The organism is Streptomyces sp. NPDC046379, from assembly GCF_055587785.1.
Genome location: NZ_JBVJFP010000010.1, coordinates 30,206 through 56,529 on the forward strand (window position 1 = coordinate 30,206; position 26,324 = coordinate 56,529).

Annotated in this window: 18 protein-coding genes; 3 read left to right on the plus strand and 15 right to left on the minus strand. The window is 72.4% G+C overall.

The window, feature by feature from the left end:
- The first annotated feature begins 5 nt into the window (after positions 1-5).
- A complete protein-coding gene (locus tag ACZ6KF_RS18605; protein ID WP_469177239.1) occupies positions 6-905 on the plus strand; it encodes an aminoglycoside phosphotransferase family protein in 900 nt (299 codons plus the stop codon).
- Between the two features lie 94 nt (positions 906-999).
- Here the strand turns inward: ACZ6KF_RS18605 and ACZ6KF_RS18610 are convergent, their stop codons facing one another.
- The 7 genes from ACZ6KF_RS18610 to ACZ6KF_RS18640 form a co-directional block, all read right to left on the minus strand.
- Entirely contained in the window at positions 1,000-2,700 is a 1,701-nt protein-coding gene (locus ACZ6KF_RS18610; RefSeq protein WP_356629927.1) for a proline--tRNA ligase, read from the minus strand.
- A 108-nt stretch (positions 2,701-2,808) separates the two neighbouring features.
- Positions 2,809-3,339 (minus strand): GNAT family N-acetyltransferase, encoded by a 531-nt coding sequence (locus tag ACZ6KF_RS18615; protein WP_356629929.1) that lies wholly within the window; start codon positions 3,337-3,339, stop codon positions 2,809-2,811.
- Between the two features lie 33 nt (positions 3,340-3,372).
- On the minus strand, positions 3,373-4,221 hold the full coding sequence (locus ACZ6KF_RS18620) for a GNAT family N-acetyltransferase (protein WP_356629931.1): 849 nt from the start codon (positions 4,219-4,221) through the stop codon (positions 3,373-3,375).
- Between the two features lie 305 nt (positions 4,222-4,526).
- Positions 4,527-5,684 carry a flavodoxin-dependent (E)-4-hydroxy-3-methylbut-2-enyl-diphosphate synthase gene (gene ispG / locus ACZ6KF_RS18625; RefSeq protein WP_356629933.1) on the minus strand — a complete coding sequence of 386 codons (1,158 nt, stop codon included), beginning with the start codon at positions 5,682-5,684 and terminating at the stop codon, positions 4,527-4,529.
- Positions 5,685-5,853: 169 nt separating this feature from the next.
- Positions 5,854-7,146, minus strand: a complete 1,293-nt coding sequence (locus ACZ6KF_RS18630; RefSeq protein ID WP_469159069.1) for a M50 family metallopeptidase — start codon at positions 7,144-7,146, stop codon at positions 5,854-5,856.
- Positions 7,147-7,154: 8 nt separating this feature from the next.
- Positions 7,155-8,417 carry a 1-deoxy-D-xylulose-5-phosphate reductoisomerase gene (gene dxr, locus ACZ6KF_RS18635; protein ID WP_469239245.1) on the minus strand — a complete coding sequence of 421 codons (1,263 nt, stop codon included), beginning with the start codon at positions 8,415-8,417 and terminating at the stop codon, positions 7,155-7,157.
- A gap of 160 nt (positions 8,418-8,577) precedes the next feature.
- Entirely contained in the window at positions 8,578-10,521 is a 1,944-nt protein-coding gene (locus tag ACZ6KF_RS18640; protein WP_356629937.1) for an acyl-CoA dehydrogenase family protein, read from the minus strand.
- 514 nt (positions 10,522-11,035) lie between these two features.
- Here ACZ6KF_RS18640 and ACZ6KF_RS18645 point away from each other — a divergent pair.
- Complete coding sequence (locus tag ACZ6KF_RS18645) at positions 11,036-12,049, plus strand: LacI family DNA-binding transcriptional regulator (protein WP_356629939.1); 1,014 nt, start codon at positions 11,036-11,038, stop codon at positions 12,047-12,049.
- Between the two features lie 67 nt (positions 12,050-12,116).
- The gene (locus ACZ6KF_RS18650) at positions 12,117-14,303 is read left to right on the plus strand and encodes a glycoside hydrolase family 31 protein (protein ID WP_356629941.1); all 2,187 of its coding nucleotides are present in this window, start codon (positions 12,117-12,119) and stop codon (positions 14,301-14,303) included.
- A 97-nt stretch (positions 14,304-14,400) separates the two neighbouring features.
- Here the strand turns inward: ACZ6KF_RS18650 and ACZ6KF_RS18655 are convergent, their stop codons facing one another.
- The 8 genes from ACZ6KF_RS18655 to ACZ6KF_RS18690 form a co-directional block, all read right to left on the minus strand.
- Positions 14,401-15,222 carry a dioxygenase family protein gene (locus ACZ6KF_RS18655; protein WP_469177235.1) on the minus strand — a complete coding sequence of 274 codons (822 nt, stop codon included), beginning with the start codon at positions 15,220-15,222 and terminating at the stop codon, positions 14,401-14,403.
- Between the two features lie 107 nt (positions 15,223-15,329).
- A complete protein-coding gene (locus ACZ6KF_RS18660; RefSeq protein WP_356629946.1) occupies positions 15,330-16,043 on the minus strand; it encodes a glycoside hydrolase family 12 protein in 714 nt (237 codons plus the stop codon).
- A gap of 47 nt (positions 16,044-16,090) precedes the next feature.
- The gene (locus tag ACZ6KF_RS18665; RefSeq protein ID WP_469239247.1) at positions 16,091-18,361 is read right to left on the minus strand and encodes a glycosyl hydrolase family 95 catalytic domain-containing protein; all 2,271 of its coding nucleotides are present in this window, start codon (positions 18,359-18,361) and stop codon (positions 16,091-16,093) included.
- Positions 18,358-20,334, minus strand: a complete 1,977-nt coding sequence (locus ACZ6KF_RS18670; RefSeq protein WP_469239249.1) for a beta-galactosidase — start codon at positions 20,332-20,334, stop codon at positions 18,358-18,360. The genes ACZ6KF_RS18665 and ACZ6KF_RS18670 overlap by 4 nt, the downstream gene beginning before the upstream one ends.
- Complete coding sequence (locus ACZ6KF_RS18675) at positions 20,331-22,517, minus strand: 1,4-beta-glucanase (protein WP_469239252.1); 2,187 nt, start codon at positions 22,515-22,517, stop codon at positions 20,331-20,333. Before ACZ6KF_RS18675 ends, ACZ6KF_RS18670 begins: the two co-directional genes overlap by 4 nt.
- A 76-nt stretch (positions 22,518-22,593) precedes the next feature.
- Positions 22,594-23,523, minus strand: a complete 930-nt coding sequence (locus ACZ6KF_RS18680) for a carbohydrate ABC transporter permease (RefSeq protein WP_356629954.1) — start codon at positions 23,521-23,523, stop codon at positions 22,594-22,596.
- Complete coding sequence (locus tag ACZ6KF_RS18685; RefSeq protein WP_469239254.1) at positions 23,520-24,557, minus strand: ABC transporter permease; 1,038 nt, start codon at positions 24,555-24,557, stop codon at positions 23,520-23,522. Before ACZ6KF_RS18685 ends, ACZ6KF_RS18680 begins: the two co-directional genes overlap by 4 nt.
- Positions 24,558-24,583: 26 nt before the next feature.
- Positions 24,584-26,272, minus strand: coding sequence for an extracellular solute-binding protein (locus ACZ6KF_RS18690; RefSeq protein ID WP_469159047.1), 1,689 nt, complete (start codon positions 26,270-26,272; stop codon positions 24,584-24,586).
- Positions 26,273-26,324 lie beyond the last annotated feature (52 nt).

Genomic DNA, 26,324 nt, shown 5'->3' on the forward strand with positions numbered 1-26,324 from the left:
CGCGTATGGCTTTCGAACCGCCGCGGCGTCTGGTGAGGGCGCTCGGTGAGACGGCACCGGACGGTGACGGCTGGTTGGAGAGGCTGCCGGAGGCGGTCGAACAGGCCGTCGTTCTACGCGAGTTGACCGTGGAGCGGGTGCAGGTGCCCGGCGGCCGGAGCAGCCTCGTGCTGCTGGTGCGGCGGGCGGACGGCACGCCCGCGGTGCTGAAGCTGGCGCCGGCCCGGTTCCGGCCGGAGAGCGAACGGGCGGCGCTGGCCCACTGGGGCGGTCTCGGCGCCGTACAGCTGCTCGATCCGGAGGCGTCGGACGGGGCGTTGCTGCTGGAGCGGCTGCATCCGGACGTGTCGGTGCGGTCGTTGCCGGAGGCGAAGGCGCTGCTGGAGGCGGCGGGCACGCTGCGCCGGTTGTGGGTGGAGCCGCCGGGGACGCACGTGTTCGAGACGGTGGCCGAGCGGACGGGCCGGCAGGCGGAGGCGATGCGGGCGAGCGCGGCGGCGGACGACCAGGCCGCGCCGCTGGTCGACGCGGCGCTCGCGGCCCGGGCCGAGCTGCTGGCCGAGGCGCCGGAGCGGCGGCTGCTGCACGGCACGTTCCGGCAGAGCAAGGTGCTCGCCGGGGACCGGACGCCGTGGCTGGCCGTGGGGCCCGACCCGGTGGTCGGCGAGTGCGCCTTCGATCTGGCCCGGCTGGTCCGCGACCGGGTGGAGGACCTGATCGCCTCTCCGTCGGGTCCGGCGACGACCCGTCGCCGGATCAAGCGGCTCGCGGAGTCGCTGGACGTCGACCAGGACCGGCTGCGCGGCTGGACGCTGTTCCGGGCGGTGGAGTCGGGGGTGCGGGCGCGGCGCGTGGGCCGGCCGCGGGACGCGGAGCTGCTGCTGGAGTTCGCGGGCTGGCTCTGAACGGGACGCTGCCGGACAACCGGGACGCCTGCCGGGCGGGGCGACGACGTAAGGGACGCCCGCCCTGGCGGACGCCCCTTACTGACGCTGCCGGTCAGGCGGTGAGTCGGGCGATGGCCTCCTCGACGGGAAGCTCCTCGCGCTCGCCGGTGCGGCGGTCCTTCAGCTCCACGACGCCCTCACCGGCGCGCCGGCCGGCGACGAGGATCTTCGGTACGCCGATCAGCTCCGCGTCGGTGAACTTGACGCCCGGCGAGACGCCGGCCCGGTCGTCCACCAGGACGCGGGCGCCGGCCGCGGCGAGCCTCCCGGCGACGTCGAGGGCGAGCTCTGTCTGGAGGGCCTTGCCGGCGGCGACCACGTGCACGTCGGCCGGGGCGACTTCCGCGGGCCAGCACAGGCCCTTGTCGTCGGCGGTCTGCTCGGCGAGCGCGGCGACGGCGCGGGAGACGCCGATGCCGTAGGAGCCCATGGTGACGCGGACGGGCTTGCCGTTCTGGCCGAGGACGTCGAGCTTGAGGGCGTCGGCGTACTTGCGGCCGAGCTGGAAGATGTGGCCGATCTCGATGGCGCGGTCCAGCTTGAGGCCGGTGCCGCACCTGGGGCAGGGGTCGCCCTCCCGGACGACCACGACGTCCACGTACTCGTCGACCTCGAAGTCACGGCCCGCGACGACGTTCTTCGCGTGCGTGTGCTCCTTGTTGGCGCCGGTGATCCAGGAGGTCCCGGGCGCCACGCGGGGGTCGGCGATGTACTTCACCTTGGCCAGGCCCTGCGGGCCGACGTAGCCGCGGACCAGGTCGGGGCGGACGGCGAAGTCGGCCTCGGTGACCATCTCGACGGTGGCCGGCGCGAAGTGGGCCTCGACCTTGTCCAGGTCGACCTCGCGGTCGCCGGGGACGCCGACGGCGACGATCTCGCCGTCGACCTTGACGAGGAGGTTCTTCAGGGTCGCGGAGGCCGGGACGCCGAGGGAGGCGGCGAGGGTCTCGATGGTGGGGGTGTCCGGCGTGGGGATGTCCTCGGCGGCGGGCACGGCCGAGCCGTCGACGGGCTTCAGCTCGAAGGAGATGGCCTCGGTGTTGGCAGCGAAGTCGCAGTTCGGGCAGTCCGCGAAGGTGTCCTCGCCGGCCTCGGCGGGAGCGAGGAACTCCTCCGACTTGGAGCCGCCCATGGCGCCGGCGGTGGCGGCGCAGATGCGGTAGTCGAGGCCGAGGCGCTCGAAGACCTTCTGGTAGGCCTGGCGGTGCAGCGCGTAGGACTGGGCGAGGCCCTCGTCCTCGGTGTCGAAGGAGTACGAGTCCTTCATCAGGAACTCGCGGCCGCGCAGGATGCCGGCGCGGGGGCGGGCCTCGTCGCGGAACTTGTTCTGGATCTGATAGAGGATCACCGGCAGGTCCTTGTAGGAGGACGCCTGGTCCTTCACGATCAGCGTGAAGATCTCCTCGTGGGTGGGGCCGAGCAGGTAGTCGCCGCCCTTGCGGTCCTTGAGGCGGAACAGCTCGGGGCCGTACTCGTCCCAGCGGCCGGTGGCGTCGTAGGGCTCACGCGGGAGCAGCGCGGGCAGCAGCACCTCCTGGGCGCCGATCGCGTCCATCTCCTCGCGGACGATCCGCTCCACGTTGGCGAGGACCCGCTTGCCGAGCGGCAGCCAGGTCCAGACGCCGGCGGCGGTACGGCGTACGTAGCCGGCGCGGACCAGCAGCTTGTGGCTGAGGACCTCGGCGTCGGCCGGGTCGTCGCGCAGCGTCTTCGCCATCAACTGGGACATGCGCTGGACCGGTGCGTTCGCCATCGTTCTCGTACTCCTGCCGGATGGGGGTCCCCCGCTCGGGCGGGGCCCGGCGCGGGGGAGGGTGATGGCAAGGAGGTTAACCGGGGGGTGCGGGGCGGCGGAAATCGGTTATCGGCGGCGCAGCGGGAGCGGCGCGCCCATGACGGCATACGGCTTGGGGGCGCTGGGGAACAGGACGCGGCGGGCCAGATCCTGGTAGCCGAGGGAGTGGTAGAGGCCGCGGGCCGGGCTGTCGGTGTCGATCGCGGAGAGGATCGAGCGGGGTTCGTCGGCGGTGTCGGTGATGGTGGTGATCAGGGCGCGGCCGACGCCGCGGTTCTGGAAGCGCGGGTGGACGTGCAGCTCGGTGATCACGAAGGAGTCGTCGAGCCAGGCCTCGTGCCCCTGGGCGCGCAGATACGGTTCCACGACGGTGGACCACCAGTGGGCGCGGTCGTTGGGCATCCCGTAGACGAACCCGACGAGGTCGCCGCCGGCACTCGCGCCGAAGGCCCGGGCGCCCGGGTACGTCATGTGGCGCAGCACGATCTGGCGCCGTACGGCCACTTCCTCGGCGCCCAGCCCGAAGGCGACGGCTTGCACCTCGAGGGCCTCGTCCACGTGGGCGGGGAGGTCCAGAGGGCCGATGACGGGGTCCATGCCGGGGAGCCTACAGGGGCGTCGGTCCCGCCCTCAGAAGAGAACGCTCATGAACGCTCCGACCTCCTGGAACCCGACCCTGCGGTAGGTGCGCCGGGCCGCGGTGTTGTAGTCGTTCACGTAGAGGCTGGCGACGGGGGCGAAGTCGGCGAGGGCGTAGCGCAGGACGGCGGCCATGCCGGGGGCGGCGAGGCCGCGGCCGCGGTACTCGGGGGCCACCCAGACGCCCTGGATCTGGCAGGCGCGGTCGGTGGCGGCGCCTATCTCGGCCTTGAAGACGACCTTGCCGTGCTGGTCCAGGCGGGCGAAGGAGCGGCCGGAGCCGACGAGTTCGGCGACGCGGGCCTGGTAGAGCAGGCCGCCGTCGCCGGCGAGGGGGGAGACGCCGACCTCCTCGGTGAACATCGCCACGCAGGCAGGCATGATCGTTTCCATCTCGTCCTTGCGGACGCGGCGGACGTAGGGGTCGGGGGCGACGCCCTCGGGCATCCGGTCGGTGATCATGAGGGGCTGGTGGCCGCGGACGTCGCGGGCGGGGCCCCAGTGCGGTTCCAGCAGGCGCCAGAGGAGGGCGGTGGGCTCGGCGGGGCCGACGATGGAGGAGCAGCGGCGGCCGGCGCGACGGGCGCGGTCGGCGAAGGCGCGCACCGCGCGGGGGGTGGCGCAGAGGGGGACGAGGTTGGCGCCCGCGTAACAGAGGGACGTGAGCGTGCCGTCCTCGTACCATCCCCACATTTCGCCGCCGAGCCGCCACGGGTCGAGGCCGGCGACCCGGACCCGTGAGGTCACGAAGGCGTTGGCGACCGGGTCGCGGTCGAGGACGGCGAGCGCGGCCTCCAGGTCGCTCGGTTCGAGGACCCGGGAGGAGGTCTGGGTCAACACGGGCGGGGCCTCCCGGTGGGAACGTCTGGTCTCCGCACTGTACCTGGCGGTGTGGTGGCGGTCCCCTGGTGCGCGGGCCTGCGGCCGGGCGCGGTGGGGCGCCGCCGTGTTTCGGTGCCCGTCCTTCCGGGGGCTACGCCCCGGACCCGCGACGGCCTGAACGGCCTCGTTCTCGAACGCCGGACGGCCTGGACATGGGCACCCGGCGTTCGCGACGGCGCCGTCCGGCACGCCCGAAGGGGCACCATCCTCGCGGTGCCCCCCCGGGACGGCGCCCCTTCGGCCGGTTTCTCGGCCGCCCCGTGTCAGTCCGCCACCGACACCGACGGCTCGCCCGACGGGACGCCCGCCGCCTCCATCTGCTCGGCCAGCTTCATCGCTTCCTCGATCAGGGTTTCCACGATCTTGGACTCGGGGACCGTCTTGATGACCTCGCCCTTGACGAAGATCTGGCCCTTGCCGTTGCCGGAGGCGACGCCGAGGTCGGCCTCGCGGGCCTCGCCGGGGCCGTTGACGACGCAGCCCATGACGGCGACGCGGAGGGGGACCTCCATGCCGGTCAGGCCCGCGGTGACCTCCTCGGCCAGCTTGTAGACGTCGACCTGGGCGCGGCCGCAGGACGGGCAGGAGACGATCTCCAGGCCGCGCTCCTTGAGGTTCAGGGACTCCAGGATCTGGATGCCGACCTTGACCTCCTCGGCGGGCGGCGCGGAGAGGGAGACGCGGATGGTGTCGCCGATGCCCTGGGAGAGCAGGGCGCCGAAGGCGACGGCGGACTTGATCGTGCCCTGGAAGGCCGGGCCCGCCTCGGTGACGCCGAGGTGGAGGGGGTAGTCGCACTGGGCGGCGAGCTGCCGGTACGCCTCGATCATCACGACCGGGTCGTTGTGCTTGACGGAGATCTTGATGTCCCGGAAGTCGTGCTCCTCGAAGAGGGACGCCTCCCACAGGGCCGACTCGACCAGCGCCTCGGGCGTCGCCTTGCCGTACTTCTGGAGCAGCCGCCGGTCCAGGGAACCCGCGTTGACGCCGATGCGGATCGGCGTGCCGTGGTCCTTGGCGGCCTTGGCGATCTCCTTGACCTTGTCGTCGAACTGCTTGATGTTGCCCGGGTTGACCCGCACCGCCGCGCAGCCGGCCTCGATCGCGGCGAAGACGTACTTCGGCTGGAAGTGGATGTCGGCGATGACCGGGATCTGGGACTTGCGGGCGATGGTCGCGAGGGCGTCGGCGTCGTCCTGCGTCGGGCAGGCGACGCGCACGATCTGGCAGCCGGAGGCGGTCAGCTCGGCGATCTGCTGGAGCGTGGCGCCGATGTCGGACGTGCGCGTGGTCGTCATCGACTGGACCGAAACCGGCGCGTCCCCGCCGACCGCCACGGACCCGACCTGGATCTGCCGGCTCTTGCGGCGCTCGGCGAGCTTGGTCGGAACGGACGGCATGCCGAGAGAAATCGCAGTCATCTGCTGTGCAACCCCAAGTCGTGGATCAAGGTCCGGTCCCGTCAGCGGCGGGCTCCAGGCTTCGAGATTACGGTACGCGCCCGGGCGCGAGGACATGACGTCGGTGAAGCCGCTCGAAGGAAGCGGCCCGGCACATCACCGTGCCGGGCCGCGGGTAACGCCCGTGTGGCTAGGAGATTCTCACCGGGTTGACCACGTCGGCGATCAGCACCAGGACGGTGAAGCAGATGAAGATCCCCGCGACCACGTAGGCCACCGGCATCAGCTTCGCCACGTCGAACGGGCCCGGGTCCGGCCGGCGCAGCACCTTCGCGACGTTGCGCCGCAGCGACTCCCACAGCGCGCCCGCGATGTGCCCGCCGTCCAGCGGCAGCAGCGGGAGCATGTTGAACAGGAACAGGGAGAGGTTGAAGCCGGCGACCAGCATCAGGGCCATGGCCAGCTGCTGGGTGGGCGGTATGTCCAGGGTGAAGATCTCGCCGCCCACGCGGGCCGCGCCGACGACGCCCATCGGGGAGTCCGGTTCGCGCTCGGCGCCGCCGAAGGCCGCGTCCCACAGGGCGGGGATCTTGCCGGGCAGCGCGGCGAGGGAGTCGACGGCGTCGCCGATGCGGTCGCCCATCCAGGTGAGGGAGTCGTCGAAGTCCTGGCGGACGACGCCGGTGGCGGCGCTGAAGCCCAGGAAGCCGGCGGTGACGTACTCGCCCTCGACGACCTGACCGCTGGAGTCCTTCTTGGCGACCTGGTTGGTGGCGATCGTCGCCTCCAGGGGCACCTCACGGCCGTCGCGCTCGACGACGATCGGGACGGTCTCGCCGGGGTGGGCGCGGATCAGGTCGGAGAGCTGGTTCCAGGTCTCGGTGCGGACGCCGTCGAAGGCGACGATCCGGTCGCCGGCCTGGAGTCCGGCCGCGGCGGCCGGGGAGGGCTCGTCGGACTCGCGGCACTTGTCGCGGTTCTCGCTCTGCGCGATGACGCACTGGGAGACCGAGCTGACGGTGGTGGTCTGCTGGGAGATGCCGAAGCCCATGAGCACGATCAGGAACAGCGCCACCGCGAGGACGAGGTTCATGAAGGGGCCCGCGAACATCACCACGACCCGTTTCCAGGGCTTGCGCGTGTAGAACAGGCGGGTCTCGTCGCCGGGGCGCAGTTCCTCGAAGGCCGCCGAGCGGGCGTCCTCGATCATGCCGCGCCAGGGCGAGGTGGAGCGGGCCTCCAGCTTGCCGTCGGGGCCGGGCGGGAACATGCCGATCATGCGGATGTAGCCGCCCATGGGGATGGCCTTGACCCCGTACTCGGTCTCGCCCTTCGTGCGGGACCAGATGGTCGGGCCGAAACCGACCATGTACTGCGGCACGCGGATGCCGAACATCTTGGCCGTGGACAGATGCCCCAGCTCGTGCCAGGCGATCGAGATCAGCAGGCCGACCGCGAACACGACTATGCCGAGGATCATCATCAGGGTCGTCATGCACGCGCCTCCGCGCTCGCCGTCGGGACTGTGAGTTCCCGGGCCCGTGCCCGCGCCCAGGTCTCCGCTTCGAGGACGTCCGGCACGGTGAGCGAAGTTCCCGTCCGCGGGACGCCGTGTTCCTCGACGACCCGGGTGACGGTCTCCATGATCCCGTTGAACGGCAGTGCGCCGGCGCGGAAGGCCTCGACGCACTCCTCGTTGGCCGCATTGAACACCGCCGGGGCGGTGCCCGCGAGCTCGCCGACGTGCCGGGCGAGGTTCACGGAGGGGAAGGCGTCGTTGTCCAGGGGGAAGAACTCCCAGGTCGACGCCGTGCTCCAGTCGAACGCGGGGGCCGCGTCGGGCACCCGTTCGGGCCAGCCGAGACCGATGGCGATCGGCCCGCGCATGTCCGGGGGGGTCGCCTGGGCCAGGGTGGACCCGTCCATGAACTCGACCATCGAATGGACGTACGACTGCGGGTGTACGACCACCTCGATGCGGTCGAAGGGAATGTCGTAGAGCAGGTGCGCCTCGATGACCTCCAGGCCCTTGTTGACCAGGGTCGCGGAGTTGATCGTGATCACCGGTCCCATGGCCCAGGTGGGGTGGGCGAGGGCGTCCTCGACGGTGACGTGGGCCAGCTCCGCCTTCGTACGGCCGCGGAAGGGGCCGCCGGACGCGGTGACGACCAGCTTGCGGACGTCGGCGCGGGTGCCGGCGGCGAGGGCCTGGAAGAGGGCGGCGTGCTCGGAGTCGACCGGGATGATCTGGCCCGGCTTGGCGAGCGCCTTGACCAGCGGGCCGCCGACGATGAGCGACTCCTTGTTGGCGAGCGCGAGGGTACGGCCCGCCCCCAGGGCGGCGAGGGTCGGGGCGAGGCCGATGGAGCCGGTGATGCCGTTGAGGACGGTGTGGCAGTCGGAGGCGGCGACCTCGGTGGCCGCGTCGGGACCGCCGAGGATCTCGGGCAGCGGCTCCCCGGCGCCGTACCGCGCGGCGAGGGCCTCGCGCAGCTGCGGTACGGCGTCCTCGCGGGCGACCGCGACCGTCCGCACCCGCAGCCGGTGCGCCTGCTCGGCGAGAAGGGCGACCTGGCCGCCGCCTGCGGACAGGGCGGTGACCCGGAAGCGGTCGGGGTTGCGCAGCACGAGGTCGATGGCCTGGGTCCCGATCGACCCGGTGGAGCCGAGGATCACCACGTCCTTCGGGCCGTCGCCCGCGACGGGGTCGTACACCAGGTGCGGGTCGGCGAGGGGGGCTGGACTGTCGCTCATGGACCCATTGTGGCCGCACCGCGCGCCCGGGAGGACAGCGGCGTCGTTGTGGCGAAGGGGGATCGCCGCAGCCCGCCGTCGGGCCGGGCCGAATGCGCTCGCGTCGGTCACCGGCCGGCCCACGCGGTGGCCGATGCCGCCCGGCAGTCCGCAGCCCGCGTCACTCGATGCGGCGGTGCACGTTCTCCCGTTCGCTCTCCCCCGGCGTCGCGTCCGCGATCCACGGCCCCTCCCCCGACGGGTCGACGATGCCGTGTTCCAGCCACTCGTACGCGCCCGCCAGGACGTCCTTGACGACCTTGCGGTCCAGGTCGTCCGTGTTGGCCCACAGGCGGGTGAAGAGGGCGTCGACGCGCAGGCGGGACTGGTGGCAGAAGGCGTCGGCCAGTCGGTATGCCTCGCGGCCGTGGTCGCCGCGGGAGCGGAGCAGTTCGGCGCGGACGCAGGCGGCGCTCATCGCGAAGAGTTCCGCTCCGATGTCCACGATCCGGCCGAGGAAGCCCTGCTTGGTCTCCATCCGGCCCTGCCAGCGGGACATGGCGTAGAAGGTGGAGCGGGCGAGTTTGCGGGCGTGCCGTTCGACGAAGCGGAGGTGGCCGGAGAGGTCGACGCCCTGGTGTCGGAACTGCGCGTAGGACGTGGGCAGTTGGCCCGGTCCGGCGATGAGTTTCGGCAGCCACTTGGCGTAGAAGACGCCCGCGCCCGCGCCGGCCCGCGCCTTGTCCTGGAGGGACTTGTCGGGGTCGATCAGGTCGCCCGCCACCGACAGGTGGGCGTCGACCGCCTCGCGGGCGATGAGCAGGTGCATGATCTCGGTCGAGCCCTCGAAGATGCGGTTGATCCGCAGGTCGCGCAGCATCTGCTCGGCGGGCACGGACCGTTCGCCGCGGGCGGCGAGCGACTCGGCGGTCTCGAAGCCCCGGCCGCCGCGGATCTGGACGAGTTCGTCGGCCATCAGCCAGGCCATCTCGGAGCCGTAGAGCTTGGCGAGGGCGGCCTCGATGCGGATGTCGTTGCGGTCCTCGTCGGCCATCTGGGAGGACAGGTCGAGGACCGCCTCCAGGGCGAAGGTGGTGGCGGCGATGAAGCTGATCTTCGAGCCGACCGCCTCGTGCAGGGCGACGGGCTTGCCCCACTGCTCGCGGACGGCCGACCACTCGCGGGCGATCTTCAGGCACCACTTCCCGGCGCCCACGCACATCGCGGGCAGGGAGAGCCGCCCGGTGTTGAGGGTGGTCAGGGCGATCCTGAGACCGGCGCCCTCGGGGCCGATGCGGTTGGCGGCGGGGACGCGCACCCGGTGGAAGCGGGTGACGCCGTTCTCGATGCCGCGCAGGCCCATGAAGGCGTTGCGGTTCTCGACGGTGATGCCCTCGGAGCCGGCCTCGACGACGAAGGCGGTGATGCCGCCCCGGTGCCCCTCGGACTTCGGGACGCGGGCCATGACGACGAGGAGGTCGGCGACGACGCCGTTGGTGGTCCAGAGCTTCACCCCGTCGAGGACGTAGTCGTCGCCGTCGGGGACGGCGGTCGTGGCGAGGCGGGCCGGGTCGGAGCCGACGTCGGGCTCGGTCAGCAGGAAGGCGGAGATGTCGTGGCGGGCGCAGCGGGGCAGGAAGGCGTCCTTCTGCTCCTGCGTGCCGAACATCTTCAGCGGCTGCGGCACGCCGATCGACTGGTGGGCCGACAGCAGCGCGCCGACCGCCGGGCTGGCGGAGCCGACCAGGGCGAGGGCCTTGTTGTAGTAGACCTGCGTCAGGCCCAGGCCGCCGTAGCGGGTGTCGATCTTCATGCCGAGGGCGCCGATCTCCCGGAGTCCGGCGATGACCTCGTCGGGGATGCGGGCTTCGCGTTCGATGCGGGCCGAGTCGATGCTCGTCCCGCAGAAGTCGCGCAGCCGGGCGAGGAACTCCTCGCCGCGCCGGGCGTCCTCGTCGGCCGGGAGCGGGTGGGGGTGGATGAGGTCGAGGCGGAAGCGGCCGAGGAACAGCTCCTTGGCGAAGCTGGGCTTGCGCCAGGTCTGTTCACGGGCCGCCTCCGCCACTTGGCGGGCCTCACGTTCGGTGACGGTGGGACGGGGGGCAGCTGCGGGCTCTGCGGACATGAGGGTCACCTCGCCGCGAATCGGGATCGGGGTCCATGCGGTTGCCGACGGGTGCTACTCGATCGTTCGTACCCGATCCGGGGCAAAGCCACCACCCTTCGCGCGGCCGTTCGGCCGATGCCGGCGGAGTGCGCAGGGCGCCGCCGAGGCCGACGCCGCCGTACAACGGGGTTGACGCTGTCGCACGTCGACCCCCGCCGGGGCGGCGGCAGCGCGTCGACGGTCCGGGCCCGCTTGGACATACGGGGCCTGCGGTGTTGCATGGGGTCCTGCCGGGGACGGGCGGTTCGCGTACGCCCCTTCGGCCGCCGCCGGACGGGGTCGTCGGGAGGGCCGGAAGGCGGACGGCGGACGGTTCCGGCACCGCCCGGCACGAGGTTCCCGGCAGAAAGTGTCGAAGCGCTTCGACGGCCTATGGACACCCACCCCCGCTGGAGCTACTGTCGAACCACCCTCACCCGCCGTTGTTCGCAATGCGCACTGTCGAAGCGCTTCACAAAGCTTGGAGAGCTGGATGGTCACCCTCGCCGAGGTCGCCCAGCACGCCGGAGTGTCGGCGAGCACGGTGAGCTATGTCCTCAGCGGCAAGCGGTCCATCTCCGCGACCACCCGGCAGCGGGTCGAGCAGTCCATCCGGGAGCTGGGCTACCACCCGAACGCCGGCGCCCGGGCCCTGGCGAGCAGCCGGTCGAACATCATCGCGCTGATGATCCCGCTGCGCACGGACATGTACGTGCCGGTGATGATGGAGATCGCCATCGCCGTGGCCACCACCGCCCGCACGCACGGGTACGACGTCCTGCTGCTCACCGGCGAGGAGGGTCCCGACGCGGTGCGCCGGGTCACCGGCAGCGGCCTCGCGGACGCGATGATCCTGATGGACGTCGAGCTGGAGGACGAGCGGCTGCCGCTGCTGCGCGGCACCGACCAGCCCTCCGTGCTGATCGGTCTGCCGACCGACACCAGCGGCTTGACCTGCGTCGACCTGGACTTCGCGGCCACCGGCGCGCTGTGCGTGGAGCATCTGGCGGACCTCGGTCACCGTGACGTCGCCGTCATCGGCGAGGCGCCCGCGGTGTACGAGCGGCACACCGGCTTCGCCGAGCGCACCCTGCACGGCGTCCGCGCCCGCGCCCGCGAGCTGGGTCTGCGGGTGCTGCACCGGCCCTGCGAGGGCGGGTACGACGCGATGGCGGCAACGCTCGCCCGGGTCTTCGACGAACGTCCGGCGACCACGGGTTTCGTCGTGCAGAACGAGTCGGCGGTCGAACCGCTGCTCGCGCTGCTGCGCCAGCAGGGCCGGGCCGTCCCCGAGGACGTGTCGGTCGTCGCGATCTGCCCGGACCAGGTGGCGACCCAGGCCTCGGTGCGGCTGACGTCGGTCGCCATCCCGGCGCAGGAGATGGGCCGGATCGCCGTGGCCCGCCTGATGGCCAAGCTGGACGGCCGGGGCGCGGACGACGTGGTCCTGATCGCCCCCGAGTTGACGGTCCGGGCCAGCACGGGACCGGCGCCCGCCGGGTCCTGACGCCCCGCTCCCCCGTGCCCCACGCCGGGGCACGCCCCTGTCTCCACTCCTCACAGGAGCACCCCACGTGAATCAGCCTGCCGAAACCCAGTCTGCCGGAAGCCAGTCGGCCGAGAACAAGTCGGCCGGGATCCAGTCGGCCGGGGACCAGCCGGTCGCGGACCGCTCGGCCGGGAACGGGTCCGCCGACCGGCCCGCCGGCCTCCCGGCCCACGGCCCCTCCGACGTCCAGCCCAAGGTCAGCCTCGCGCAGTCCTCCCCCACCGTCGGAACGTTCCGTGAGCGGGACGGCGGGCTGGAGTGGAGCGGCCGCCAGGAGACCGTGCGGATCGAGCCGTGGGGTCCGGACGCGGTCCGGGTCCGGGCGCGGCTCGGCGGTCCGGTCCTGGACGCGCTGCCCGGGGCGCTGCTGGACGAGGCCCCGGCGACCGCGAGCACGGTCAAGGTCGGCGACGGGGAGGCGCGGCTGATCGTCGGCGCGCTGACCGTGCACGTCGACGCCGAGGGGATGATCCGGTTCCTGCGCACGGCCGACGGGGAGGAACTGCTCTCCGAGGAGCGCGCCCACTTCTGGTGGCCGGGCCCGCGCCTCTACACCGCCGTGGGCAACGGACACCACCGCCTGGAGCAGCGGTTCGCCGCCTACGAGGGCGAGAAGCTGTACGGGCTGGGCCAGCACCAGCACGGCCGGCTCGACCAGAAGGGCCTGGTGGTGGACCTGGTCCAGCGCAACGCCGAGGTCGGCATCCCGGTGCTCACCTCCAGCCGCGGCTACACGCTGCTGTGGAACAACCCGGCGATCGGCCGGGTGGAGCTGGCCCACAACGGCACCCGCTGGGTCGCCGACTCGGCCCGCCAGATCGACTACTGGATCACCGCGGGCGCCCCGGCCGACGCCCAGCGGCGCTACAGCGCGGTCACCGGCCGCACCCCGATGCTGCCCCAGTGGGCGGCCGGGTTCTGGCAGTGCAAGCTGCGCTACCGCACCCAGGAGGAACTCCTCGCGGTGGCGCGGGAGTACAAGCGGCGGGGCCTGCCCATCGACGCGATCGTGTGCGACTTCTTCCACTGGACGCATCTGGGCGAGTGGAAGTTCGACCCGAAGGAGTGGCCCGACCCGGCCGCGATGGTCCGTGAGCTGGACGAACTCGGCATCAAACTGGTCGTGTCGGTGTGGCCGTCGGTCTCCCCGCTGTCGGAGAACCACTCCCTGATGGAGCAGCGCGGCTACTTCATCGGCACCCAGTACGGCCCGATGGCGCACGCCGACTGGCCGGACAAGGAGGTCGCCTCCACCGTCCAGGTCGCCTTCTACGACGCCACCAACCCGGAGGCCCGCGCCTTCGTGTGGTCGCGCGTCCGGGACAACTACCTGCTCCCGTACGGCATCACCGCGTTCTGGCTGGACGCCTGCGAGCCGGAGCTGAAGCCGGGCTTCGCCGAGAACCTGCGCTACTGGGCGGGCCCCGGCCTGGAGGTCGGCAACCTCTACCCGGCCGAGAACTCCCGCACCTTCCACGAGGGCCTGACCGCCGCCGGCGAGACCGAGGTCATCACCCTCAACCGCTCGGCGTGGGCGGGCAGTCAGCGCTACGGCGCCGCGCTGTGGTCCGGCGACATCGGCACCGACTTCCCGACCCTGCGCCGCCAGATCGCGGCCGGCCTCAACACGGCCCTGTCCGGCATCCCCTGGTGGAACACGGACATCGGCGGCTTCCACGGCGGCGACCCGGACGACCCGGCGTACCGGGAGGTGATGGTGCGCTGGTTCCAGTTCGGCACGTTCTCCCCGCTGATGCGCCTGCACGGCTTCCGCGACCCCGGCATGCCGCTCGGCCCGGACATGACCGGCGGCCCCAACGAGGTGTGGTCGTACGGCGAGGAGGCGGGCGCGATCCTGGAGCGGTACCTGCGGCTGCGCGAGCGCCTGAAGCCGTACGTGCTGCGGGCGATGCGGGAGGCGCACGAGGAAGGGCTGCCGGTGATGCGGCCGCTGTTCCTGGAGTTCCCGGACGACCAGGGGGCCTGGTCGGTCGACGACGCCTACCTCTTCGGCCGGGACCTGCTGGTGGCGCCGGTGCTCACGGCGGGCGCGACGGCCCGCACGGCGTACCTCCCGGCGGGGGCGCGTTGGACGGACGCGTGGACGGGGCGGTCGTACGAGGGGGGTGCGGCGGTGACGGTGGACGCGCCGCTGGACCGGATCCCGCTGTTCCTGCGGGACGGGGCGAGCCTGCCGGTGCGGGAGCCGTAGGCCGCGGGTGAGTCGGGGCCCGCGCACGGCCCTTCGACGAGCATCGCGCGCGGGCCCCGCGGTCCTCGTCGAAGGACCGCGGGGCCCGCGCGGCGGTTCACTCGCGGCGCCAGAGGGCGGGGACGTTGGGCGGCTCCCAGCCCGGCATCGAGGTGTGGGCCTGGAGGCAGCGGTAGCCGACCGCGGCGTACGCGACCCGGTCGCCGGCGGTGTAGGCGCGGCCCGGCGCCCAGCTGCCCGACGGGTCGGGGGGCGGGTCGGTGGGGTCGCCGAGCACGTCCAGCACGAAGTCGAAGACGCCCGCCCGGGCGCCCCCGCCCGCGTCGCGGACGTTCATGAGCAGCTCCGGGTCGAACAGCGCGTCCGTGCTGTTGCGCGGCTCGCCGGGGAAGTAGAGCTGCGTGGTGAGCACGGGCTCGCCGGGCGCCTGCGCCTTGACGTGGATGTGCCGGGTGCGGCCGGGGTACAGGCCGGGGACGATCGTGTGCAGCACGAAAGCGCCGGCGCCGTTGGTGAACTGGTGCCCGCGGAAGGCGTGTCCGGCCATGTCGTAGGCGCCCGCGTTGTCGGCCTGCCAGAAGTCGAGCAGGACTCCGGGCAGCGGGGCGCAGTCGCGGCCGAGGACGTGGCCGGTGACGGTGAGCCGGGCGCCGGGGACGCCCGGCGTGACGAGGCTGGTGCGTAACGGGGAGTTGGGTTTGAAGTAGGGGCCCTCCATCTGGTCGGGCGTGGGGTCGTCGCCGTCGTCGCAGAAGGGCGTCGGTGTGAGGGTGCGCGATCCGGCGTCGCGGGCGAGCGCCGCCGTGCCGGTGGCGAGCAGCGGGACGGCGGCGCCCGCGGCGACGGCCGCACGGAGCAGGTTCTTGCGGCTGATGCCGGACGCTCCGGTCTCGTCGGGCGGGGGCGGGGAGGGGGTCATGGCGGCTCCTCGGTGGGGGTCGCCGGTCACCGTATGCGCGGCGGCCCCCACCGGGGCAGCTGTCGTTCCGCCCCCTTGCCCGGGGTTATGGAACCGTGCGGGAGCGGCTAACTCCCGGAGACCGTCAGGTTGTTGGTGGTGAAGTTCAGTCCGCCCGACGACGAGGTGATCTCGTAGCCGAACTGGACGTCGCCGATGGTCTCGTTGCCCATCCAGCCCTTGGTGTCCTTGATCCACTTCAGGATCGGGAGGATGTCGACGGTGCCGGAGTTGGAGTCGGAGGTCCGCAGGAACGAGAAGACCTCGTTGTGGCCGTTGCTGCCCTTGTAGACGTTCCAGGTGTGGCCGCCGAGGCTGACGGTGCCCTGCGAGCTGCCCAGCGGGCCGACGGCTCCGTGGTGGTTGACCCAGAGCATGATCTCGTAGTCGTAGTCGGTGTCCCAGATGTCGTACGACGTGTTGTACGCGCCGGACGACGGGACGGTGACGTTGTAGCTGCTGGTGAGCGAGCCGATCGAGGTGATCGGCTTGTTGATCACCTTCTTGGAGTTGGGGTACGACTTGATGCCGCCGGTGTTGGGGTGGTTCGCCCACACGCCCCAGTTGGTGCCGGAGTTGGCCCACACGCACTGGCTGCCGGCGCCGGAGCCCCAGATGTTGTTGTAGAGCGTGTAGCCGTTCAGGGTGGTGTTGCCCCACTGGTCGCAGGAGTTCCATACGGCCGCGTGGGCGGGGGCGGAGGCGAGGCCGACGGTCGCGCCGAGCGCGAGCGCCGGGGCCAGCAGGGCCTTGGCGACCCTGCCGAGGGTGGTCGTTGCCATGGTGTCCCTTCCATGGGTGGGGGGAATTGCTGGGGAATTGCGGGGAGTCACCGCGCCCCCAGGGTGAGGACGCGGTCTTCTCCGGCGACGAGGTCGAGCGGCTCGGAACCGGAGGAAGTCCACAGGTCGATGCGGCAGGTGCGGTGCGGTCGCAGCACGGCCCGCACGCCGTCGGGCGACCACGTCAGGTCGATCCGTGCGCCGAACCGGGTCCGCACGCCCCGCAGTTCGCCCGCCGCGAGCGTGGGCGGGAGCGCGGGCAGCAGGACCAGCCGGGCGGGCGTCGACTGGACGAGCGCCTCGATGAGCACGGCGGGCAGGGCGTGCGCGGCGTCGGCGTTGTAGACGTCGCGCTTCGGGTAGTGCGCGCTCATCAGGGAGGCGTGGAAGTAGTCGCCGGTCAGCACCCGGCCGAGCGCGTGCGCGACCCGTTCGCCGTCCCGCAGCCGGGCGGCGACCAGGGCGTGGTGCAGGTGGCCGTGGGCGGAGTCGTTCTCGCAGCCGCGCAGTTCGAGGGCGCGGTGGGCGGCGCGGGCGAGGTCCGGGGTGTCGTAGGGGTTGATCTCGTCGAGCGGCCAGACGCCGTAGAGGTGGCTGAGGTGGCGGTGGTCGTAGGTGTCCTCCAGGTCGGGGCGGGCCCATTCGGCGAGGGCGCCGTCCTCGTTGACCCGGTGGGGCGGGACGCGGTCGGCGAGGGCGCGCCAGCGGTCGGCGTGCGGGGTGCCGGGGTGGTAGTCGGCGGCGGTGCGCAGGGCGTGGCGGGCGGCGGAGAGGTCCATCGCCGCGTCGACGGCGCCCCAGCTCGCGTTGGCGGGCCGGTTCTCCGGCGAGTACGACGGCACGACGACGACCCTGCCGTCGGCGTCGGTGCGGCTGAGGAAGTCCTCGTAGAACAGGGCGGCCTCGGCGAGCGCGGCGGCGGTGCGCGGGTCGCGCTCGCCGCGGATCTCGTCGTGGTCGACGAGGGGCGCCAGCAGCCAGTCGGCGCCGGCGGTCCACAGGTGCAGCGGGTACTCGCGGCTGAAGTGGTAGGTGTGCCCGGACTCGCCGTCGGTGTGCGAGGGCGCGACGACGCCGCGGGCGCCGAAGATCGCGCGGGCGTTGTCCCGCCAGTCGGGCAGCTGGCCGTGGATCAGGGCGGCGTGCGCCTCGGTCACCTCGGGGAGGGCGGCGCAGGCCGCGGAGGCGGTCTGGAGGTTGAGGTTGGCGTTGGTGGTGAACGCGCCCGACCAGGCGGTGTCCCAGTCGCCGGTCCACAGTCCGGGAAGCCGGGGCGGCAGCATCCCGGAGGCGGACAGGAGGTGGTAGCGCCCGGCGGCGAAGAGGCGTTCCAGGAGCGCCGGGCTGTCCGGCCGCCCGAGCAGGTCCGAGCCGGGCAGCGCCCGTTCCGCGGGGTCGGCGGCGAGGTCGAGGGTGACGCGCGCGTAGGCGGTGCGGTGGCGGCCGAGATGCCGGGCGAGCAGGACGTCGTACGGCGTGGCGTCCCGGGGTGCGTCGCCCGGTGTCCCGTCGTCGCCGAGGTCGTCGTACGGCGTCCCGTGGAGCAGGTCGGCCAGGGCGCGGGCCTCGGCGACGACGTCGGCCTCGCCGGTGTGCCGGCGCACCCGGGTGAGCAGCAGCACGGAACGGGCGCCCCGGATGCGGACGCCGGGGGGCGCGAGGGTGGTGGCGCCGCCGGCGACGGCGAGCAGGGTGACGCCGGTGTAGCCGAGGTCGCTGCCGGGGTAGCGGGCGCGCAGGCTCAGTAGGGCGCCCTCGGAGGTCAGGGCGGCTCCGTGGCCGAGGCCCAGGGCGGCGGGGGCGCCGGGGAGGCGGGCGTCCAGGCGGACGTCGAGGGTGAGGTGCCGGGCGGCGACCCGCTGGACGATCACGTCGTCGGCGCGGGAGACGAAGACGCGGCTGCTCCAGTCGCCGCGTTCGGCGACCGCCTCGCCGGTGGTGAAGTCGACGGCGCGGCGGTAGCGGTGGCCGGCGTGGTCCGGGGCGCGGTCCAGGCGGAGCTGGAAGGCCGGGTGGAAGGGCCGTACCCACTGCAGCGGCCGGCCGTCGGTGAAGCCCTCGGCGGCGGCGCGGTCGCCGGCCAGCAGCCGGTCCTGGACGGCGGCGAGTTCGGCGGCGAGCCGGGGCGGGGTGCGGTTCTCGTCCTGGCCCGGACGGACGAGCGTGTGATGCGTGACGACGACCCGGTCGACGTTCGGATCACCGAACACCAGGGCGCCGTGGCGGCCGTTGCCGCTGAGGAAGGCGTCCTCCCAGCGGGCGGCCGGGGCGGGCTCCCAGGTGCCGTGCACGGGTGCGGTCGTCGTCGGGTCCGTCATGGGCGCAGCACCGCCACGCCGTAGCGGTCCAGGCGGACCTCGCCGCTCACCGTCGTGTCCGTGAGCAGGTCCCGGTGGCTGCCCGGGACGGGGACGACGACCGGCTCGCGGCGGTGGTTGAGCAGGAACAGCAGGTCACCTCGGCGGACCGCCTCGACGCCCTCGGGGACGCCGTCGAGGACCGGGCGGACTCCCGCGCCCTCGGCGACGCGGGCGAGCAGGGCGCGCAGGGCGTCCGGCTCGGGCAGGGTCGAGACGTACCAGGCACGGCCCCTGCGCAGTACGGCGGGCATGCCGTCGAGTTCGCCGCCCTTGTAGGGGACGGTCTCGTCGGCGTCGTCGGCGGGCTCGATCTCCTCCGACCACAGGGTGCCGCGGAAGCCGTCGCACTCGACGGTCTCCCCCGCCGCCAGCGGCCAGCGCTCGTGCAGGACGCGGATGCCGAACAGGTCGCGCAGCCGGGCGTCCATGCCGCCGGGGCGGATCCGGTCGTCCTCGTCCGCGGCTCCGGTGAGGAAGCCGCAGACGAGGACGCCCCCGCCGGCGACGTACGCGATAAGGCCGTCGACGGCGGTGTCGGTGAGGAGGTACAGCTGCGGCGCGACCACGAGGCGGTAGCGGCTCAGGTCGTGTGCGGGATGGGCGAAGTCGGTGGCGAGGCCGGCCTCCCACAGGGCGCGGTGCCACGCGGTCAGGATCCGCGGGTGGTCGGCCTCGGCGGAGAGCCGGCCCTCGTGGTCGCCGGCCCACCAGGAGTGCCAGTCGTGCAGGATCGCCACGTCGCCGGGGGTGTGGGCGCCCGAGACGTGCGGGGCGATCCGGGCCAGGTCGGCGCCGATGCGCACGACCTCGCGGAAGGCGCGGCCCTGTTCTCCCGCGTGGCCGAGCATCGCGGAGTGGAACTTCTCCGCGCCCTGCCGGGACTGCCGCCACTGGAAGTAGCAGACGGCGTCCGCGCCCCGGGCGACGGCCTGCAGCGACCACAGGCGGTTGAGCCCGCGCGGCTTGGGCCGGTTCACCGCGCGCCAGTTGACCGACCCGGCGGCCTGCTCCATCAGCATCCACGGGCCCCGCGCCTGCGAGCGGGTCATGTCCTGCACCAGGGCGCCGTGCTGGGCGCCGAGGGGGTCGTCCGGGTCGGGGTAGAGGTCGACGGAGACGACATCCTCCTCCTCGGCCCAGCGCCAGGCGTCCTGGCCCTGCCACAGCGGCATGAAGTTGGTGGTCACCGGGGTGTGCGGGGTGTGCCGGCGGACGATGTCCCGCTCGGCGAGGAAGCACTCCAGCAGCATGTCGGAGGTGAAGCGCCGGAAGTCCAGCACATGGGCGGGGTTCTTCATGTAGTGGGCGCGGCGCGGGGGCAGGATGCCGTCCCAGGTGTCGTACGCCTGGCTCCAGAAGGCGGTGCCCCAGGCGGTGTTGAGGGCGTCGAGGGTGCCGTAGCGGTCCCGGAGCCAGCCGCGGAAGCGTGCGGCGGCCTCGTCGCCGTGGTCGAAGGTGCAGTACTCGTTGTTGATGTGCCACATCGTGAGGGCGGGGTGGCCGCCGTAGCGGGCGGCGAGGTCCTCGGTGACGGCGGCGGCGTGGCGGCGGTAGGTGGCGCTGGAGTGGGAGAAGTGCTGGCGTCCGCCCCACAGTTCGACGCGGCCGTCGGCGTCGCGGGGCAGGGTGTCGGGGTGCAGCCGGCCGAGCCACGGGGGCGGGGATGCGGTGGGGGTGGCGAGGACGACGCCGATGCCGTGGTCGTGCATCAGGTCCATCAGCCGGTCCAGCCAGCCGAAGTCCCGCTCGCCGGGGCGGGGTTCGAGCTTCGCCCAGGAGAAGACGCCGAGGGTGACCGAGTTGACGCCGGCCTCCCGCATCAGACGGACGTCCTCGTGCCAGGTCTCCTCGGGCCACTGCTCGGGGTTGTAGTCGCCGCCGAACAGGAGCCCGCCGCGGGTCGCGTCCCCGAGGCCCGGCCGGGCGGTCATCGGACGGGCTCCCCGTACTGGATGCCGCGCCCGTTGGTGGCGACGTACACCCGGCCGTACACGCGCGGGTCGCCGGTGATGGTCTCGCCGGTCCAGCCCCACTGGTGCGCGTCGTCGTTGATCCGCGTCCAGGTCCTCGCCCCGTCGTCGGAACGGTGGATCGCGGTGATCGTGTCGACGGCGCCGACCTGGTAGAGCGCCGGGTAGTCCGCTCCCTCGGCGGCCTTGCCGAAGCCGAGGGCGTACGACGCCCAGCAGCTGTCGACCTTGGTGAAGGCGGCCCCGCCGTCGGTGGACCGGTACAGCCCGTTCCACTTGGCGCTCAGCCACAGGTCGCCGGAGCGGCCGGGGGCGGCGACCACCTTGAACTGGGTGTCGCCGGAGGGCAGTCCGGTGGCGCGGGCGGTGAAGGTGAGGCCTCCGTCGGTGCTGGCGAACAGGGTGCCCGTGTCGGTGTCGTACGCGTAGAAGAGCTGCGGGTCGGCCGGGTCGGCGACCGGTGTGGCGCCCTTCGGGAAGGAGGGGACCTCGCTCCAGGTGGCCCCGTTGTCGGCGGAGCGGTGCGCCGGGTGCCTGGTGCCGTCCCAGTGCACGAAGGACCACAGCAGCACGCTGCCGTCGGCGTTGGCCGCGATCGGCCCCGGCGCGTCCTTGGCGAGGGACGGCTGGGCGGCGAAGGGGGCCCAGCTGCGCCCGCCGTCGTGCGAGTACGCCCCGTTGCCGTGGTCGCCCCAGCCGGCGCGGACGACGTACGCCGGCCTGGCCGCGGCCTGCGCGAGCCCCGTCGACGTCCCGGTCACGGGGTTGGAGGCCATGCCGCGGGACGGGGAGGCGGTGAGCCGCTCGTGGTACATCACGCCGAGGTCGCCGAGCCCGCTGATCAGGTGCGCCTCACCGGTGGGCGGCGAGATCAGCTGCCGTACGGAGGCCTCCTCCAGGCCGCGGATCTGCGGCGCCCAGTGCTCCAGGTCCCGGGTGCCGTAGACGGTGGCGCCGGTGCCGAACACGATGTGCCGGGAGTCGTACGGGTCGACGGCGAGGGCCTGGATCCACCAGCCGAACTTCGGCTCCGCGCCCCACTTGAGGTAGGGCGTCTCCGACACGTCGAGGACGGCGGCGTCCTTCAGGGACGTCCAGTTGCGTCCGCCGTCCGTGGAGCGGTACAGGGTGTCCACGGCGGCCCAGCGGTTGTTGGTGGAGACCACGACGGTCCCGGGCCGGCGCGCGTCCACGGCGACGCCGCCGTAGCCGAAGGAGTCCCCGGCGCCGTCGGGCTTCGCCGGCGTGACGTCGGTCCAGGTCCCGCTCGCCGTGGCCAGCCGGTGCACGCTGCCGTCGGTCTGGCCGTTGGGGCCGGGTGCGTCGGCGTAGGTGACGTACAGGGCGCGGGTGTGCCGGTCGTAGGCGGCCCTGACCGGCACCTTGGCGAAGCTGCCGGACGGCTGTCCGGGCACGGCCTGCCAGGTGGCGCCGTCCAGCGTGCGGTAGAGGTTGGCGTCGCCGCCGTCGCCCCACCCGGCGTACACGGCCCGCCCGGCGGCCACGAGCAGGGTGATCCCCTGTCCGGTGGCGCTCGGCGTCGCCGGGAATCCGGACACGGGCGCCCAGGTCGCGCCCCGGTCGGTGGACCTGAGCAGCCCGTCGTGCCGGGTGCCGAGCCACAGGGTGTCGCTGTCCCGGGGGTCCACCAGCAGCCGCTCGCCGCAGCCGCGCCCGTCCTCGTTGGCCCCGAGCTTGACCGTGAGGTCGGTGCGCGCCCAGGTCCGGCCCCGGTCCTCGGACCGCAGCACGGCGCCGTTGCCGGCCCAGGGCTGCGCGTAGGTGCCGAGCGCGAGGTAGAGCCGGTCGGGATGCGCCGGGTCGACGGCCATGGCCTCGACGCCGAGGAGGTTCCAGTCGTCCCATCCGAGGTGGTCGGTGAGCGGGATCCAGCGCGCCCGCCGCTCGTCCCACCGGTAGGCCCCGCCGATGTCGGTGCGGGCGTAGGCGAGCCCGCGCACGGAGGGGTGGAAGAGCAGGCCGGTGACGAATCCGGTGCCGCCGATGACGACGTTGCGCCAGCGGTAGGCGGGGGCGTCGACGGCCGCCTCGGCGGCGTGCGCCCGCAGCGGGAGGGCGCTGGCAGCGGCGACGGCGGCGGACCCGGCCAGGACGGCGCGCCTGCTGAGGTTGGACGTGCGCATGACATACCTCGCTCTACGGATGGGGAAAGTGGACGTACCTCTGGGGCGCGGGCCCGTGCCGGCGCCCGCGCGGGCCTCAGCCCTTGACCGCGCCGGTGAGCATCCCCTTCTTGAAGTGCCGCTGCACGAACGGCGACAGCACGGCGACCGGCAGCAACGCCATCACCATGACCGCCATCTGCACCGCCAGCCCCGACAACTGCCCGGTCTTGATGGCCTGTCCCAGTCCGACCGGCGCCTCCTGCTTCTGCACCAGCTGGATCATGACGTTCTGCAGCGGCATCATGTCCTGGTCGTTCAGGTACAGCGACGCGTTGAACCAGGCGCTCCAGTACCCCACCGCGTAGAACAGCGTGATCACCGCGATGACCGCCCGCGACAGCGGCAGGACGATCTGCCACAGGATCCGGAAGTCGCCGGCCCCGTCGATGCGCGCGCTGTCCACCAGTTCCTGCGAGATGCCCATGAAGAACCCGCGCAGGACCAGGATGTTGAACACGCTCACCGCGCTCGGCAGGATCAGCGCCAGGTAGGTGTCCGTGAGGCCGAGCGTCTGCACCAGGAGGTAGGTGGGGATCAGGCCGGCGCTGAAGAACATCGTGGCCAGCAGGAGCATCAGGATCCAGCGGTGCCCGAGCGAGCCGCTGCGCGAGAGCCCGTAGGCGCACAGCACCGACACCGTCATCGAGAACGCCGTGCCGACCAGCGTGACCAGCACGCTGATGATCGCCGCACGGGTGACCTGGCCGCCGCTGAGCAGCTCCTGGTAGGCCACGAAGGTGATGTCCTTCGGCACCATCACCAGGCCGCCGGCCTCGTCGATGGTCTTGCGGGTGGAGAGGCTGGTGACCACGACGATCCACAGCGGGAAGAGGATCGCCAGGCACGCGATCCCGAGCACCAGCCCCTTGGCCGCGAGACCGGCCGGCTTAGGCCGCTCCTCCCACACCGGCCGGGGCGGTGCGGCCCAGCGGCGCCGTACCTGCTTGTCGATGACCGCGGTCACTTCTTGTACACCCCCTGCTCGCCCATCAGATGGGCCACCTTGTTCGCGGCCAGGACCAGTCCGATGCTGATGACGCCCTTGACGAGCCCTGCGGCGGCCGCGTAGCCGAAGTCCTGGTTGCGCACGCCGTTCCACCACACGAAGGTGTCGAGCACCTCCGCCGCGCCCGGTCCCACGGCGTCGCGCTGCAGCAGGATCTGCTCGAAACCGACGGTGAGGGCGTCGCCGACGCGCAGCACGAGCAGCAGGGCGATCACCGGGCGCAGCGCGGGCAGCGTGACGTGCCACATCCTGCGCCAGCGCCCGGCGCCGTCCATCGCGGCGGCCTCGTACAGGTCCGGGCTGACGGAGGAGAGCGCGGCGAGGAAGACGATGATCCCCCAGCCGGCGTCCTTCCACACCGTCTCGGCGGTGACCAGGAACTTGAAGGTGCTCGGGTCGGTCATGACGTCGAGCCCGTCGTAGCCGTGGGCGCGCAGCAGCTGGGACAGCAGCCCCGCGCCGCCCAGCAGCTGCTGGAAGACCGCGATCACCAGCACCCACGAGAAGAAGTGCGGCAGATAGAGAACGGCCTGGGCGAACGCCCGCACCCGGGGCCTGACCACGCTGTTGATGAGCAGCGCGAGCAGGATCGGGATCGGGAAGAACAGCACGAGCTGGAGGAAGAACAGCACCAGCGTGTTCCGGACCGCCTGCCAGAAGGCGGAGTCCTCGAAGATCCGCTGGAAGTTCTCCAGGCCCACCCAGGGGCTGTTCAGGATGGACACGACCCCGTTGTCGCTGATGTAGGGGTCGTAGTCCTGGAAGGCGACCACATTGCCCAGAATCGGCACGTAGTTGAAGATCAGGACCAGGGCGACGGCCGGCAGGGTCATCAGGAGCAGGACGCGGTCGCGCCCGAACCTGTGCCGCAGACTCAGCTGCCCCGGCGTCTTCTTCCTCCGGCGGGCCCCGCCGGCGTCGTCGGACGTCGTCGGGGACTTCGCCGTCGTGTCGGCCTCGGTCCTGCTCCGAGGCACCGTGCTGTGGGACACGGCGTTCTCCTTGCCTCGGTAGTCGGTCAGTTGGCCGCGGAGCCGTTCTCGTCGAGGATCTTCTTGTACCAGTCGCGCAGTTCGTCGCCGCCCTTGCTCTTCCAGTCGGAGACGGCCTGCTGCATGTCGCTGATCTTCTTGCGGCCCCGGACGATGTCGTCCTCCAACTGCTCGAAGTTGTTGGAGAGGTTGGTGTAGCGGCTCGGCTCGGTGATCTGCATGCCGTAGAACGACGACTTCCTGGTGAAGGCGCCCATCCGCTGCTGCCACTCGACCTGGCCCCTGGCGACCTCCGGGAAGTCGGGGTGGGCGATGGTCGGGGCGGGGCTCGCGACCATGACGTAGGCGTTCATCACGTCGATGTTGCCCTGGTCGGTCTTGGTGGGGACGCCGTCCTCGACGGTGTAGTGGGTGCCCTCCACGCCGTAGTTGGTCATCATGTACTCCTTGGTGCCGTACGGCGCCGCGGTGACGTTGGCGACGGCGAGCACGTCGCGGACGACCGCCTCGGAGGCCTTCTTGTTGACGAAGGCGAAGATGCCGGCGGGCTGGTCGGCCCACATCGTCGGGTCGCCGCCGTCGTGTCCCCACACGTCCATGCCCCAGATCTTGAACTCGGGGTTCTGGGTGGCCTGTTCAGCGGTACGGCCCCACCACTGCGAGATGTTGTTCGGGTAGACGAGGAACTCGCCCTTGGCGAACTTGGGGCCCGGGTCGGGGGCGGTCTTGCCCATCTCGGAGTCGGGGTGGACGACGCCCGCCTCGAAGAGCTTGCGGGACCACTCAAGCGCCTCGAGGTACTCCTCGGTCTCGACGCGGTTGACCAGCTTGCCGTCGACCAGGTTCCAGTGGAGCGGCTTCTCGCTGCCGTTGAACACGCCGAACGCCTGGAAGGCCGTCCACTTCATGTCCAGGCAGGCCCAGCGCTTGGCCCTGGCGTTGGTGATGTCCTTGGCCAGCGCCATGAACTCGTCGCACGACTTGGGGACTTCGTAGCCCTCCTTGTCGAAGATGTCCTGGCGGTACAGGGGCACCATGCTGGGGGCCCACGGCGACGGCATCGGCAGGCCGCGCAGCTTGCCGCCGAAGATGGAACGCCGCCAGGCGTCCGTGGGGATCGCGGCGAGGTTCGGGTACTCCTTGACCGCGTCACCGGACAGGTACGGGCCCAGGTCGGCGAACTTGCCGATGATCGCCGAGGGTATCTTGCCGTTCATGTTCCAGCCGGGCACGACGACCACGTCGGGCACGTCGCTGGAGGCCAGGACCGCGCCGAGCTTCTGCTCGTAGGTGTTGCCGTCCTGGTTCTGCCACCGGACGTCGACGCCGATCAGGTCGTTCATGCCCTGGTAGTAGGGGTTGTCCCCCTTCGGCGGGGAGCCCCAGAACGGCGACATGACGGTGACCTTGCCGCCCTTGCCGAGCTTCTCGGGCACGGAGGTCTTCAGGTCCGCGAGGTCGAGCTTGCGGGTGAAGCCGGCCGCCGAGCCGTTCTTGGCGGGGATGTCGGGGGCGACCACGTTGCTGGCCACGTACGCCGGCAGCAGCTTCTTGGCGTCCTTGCCCGAGGTGGTGCCCTCGCGCGAGCCGCTGTCCGAACCGCCGCAGGCGGCGAGCAGCGGCATCCCGCCGGCCACGGCCGCGGTGGCGACCGCCGTGGAGGCGAGGAAGCTTCTCCGGCTGGGCGCGGAGGAGGAGGCGGCGTTCGGCGTCATTGCGTCAACCCTTCGTGGCGCACCAGGACACCCGGCGGTGGAGCCGTCGGCT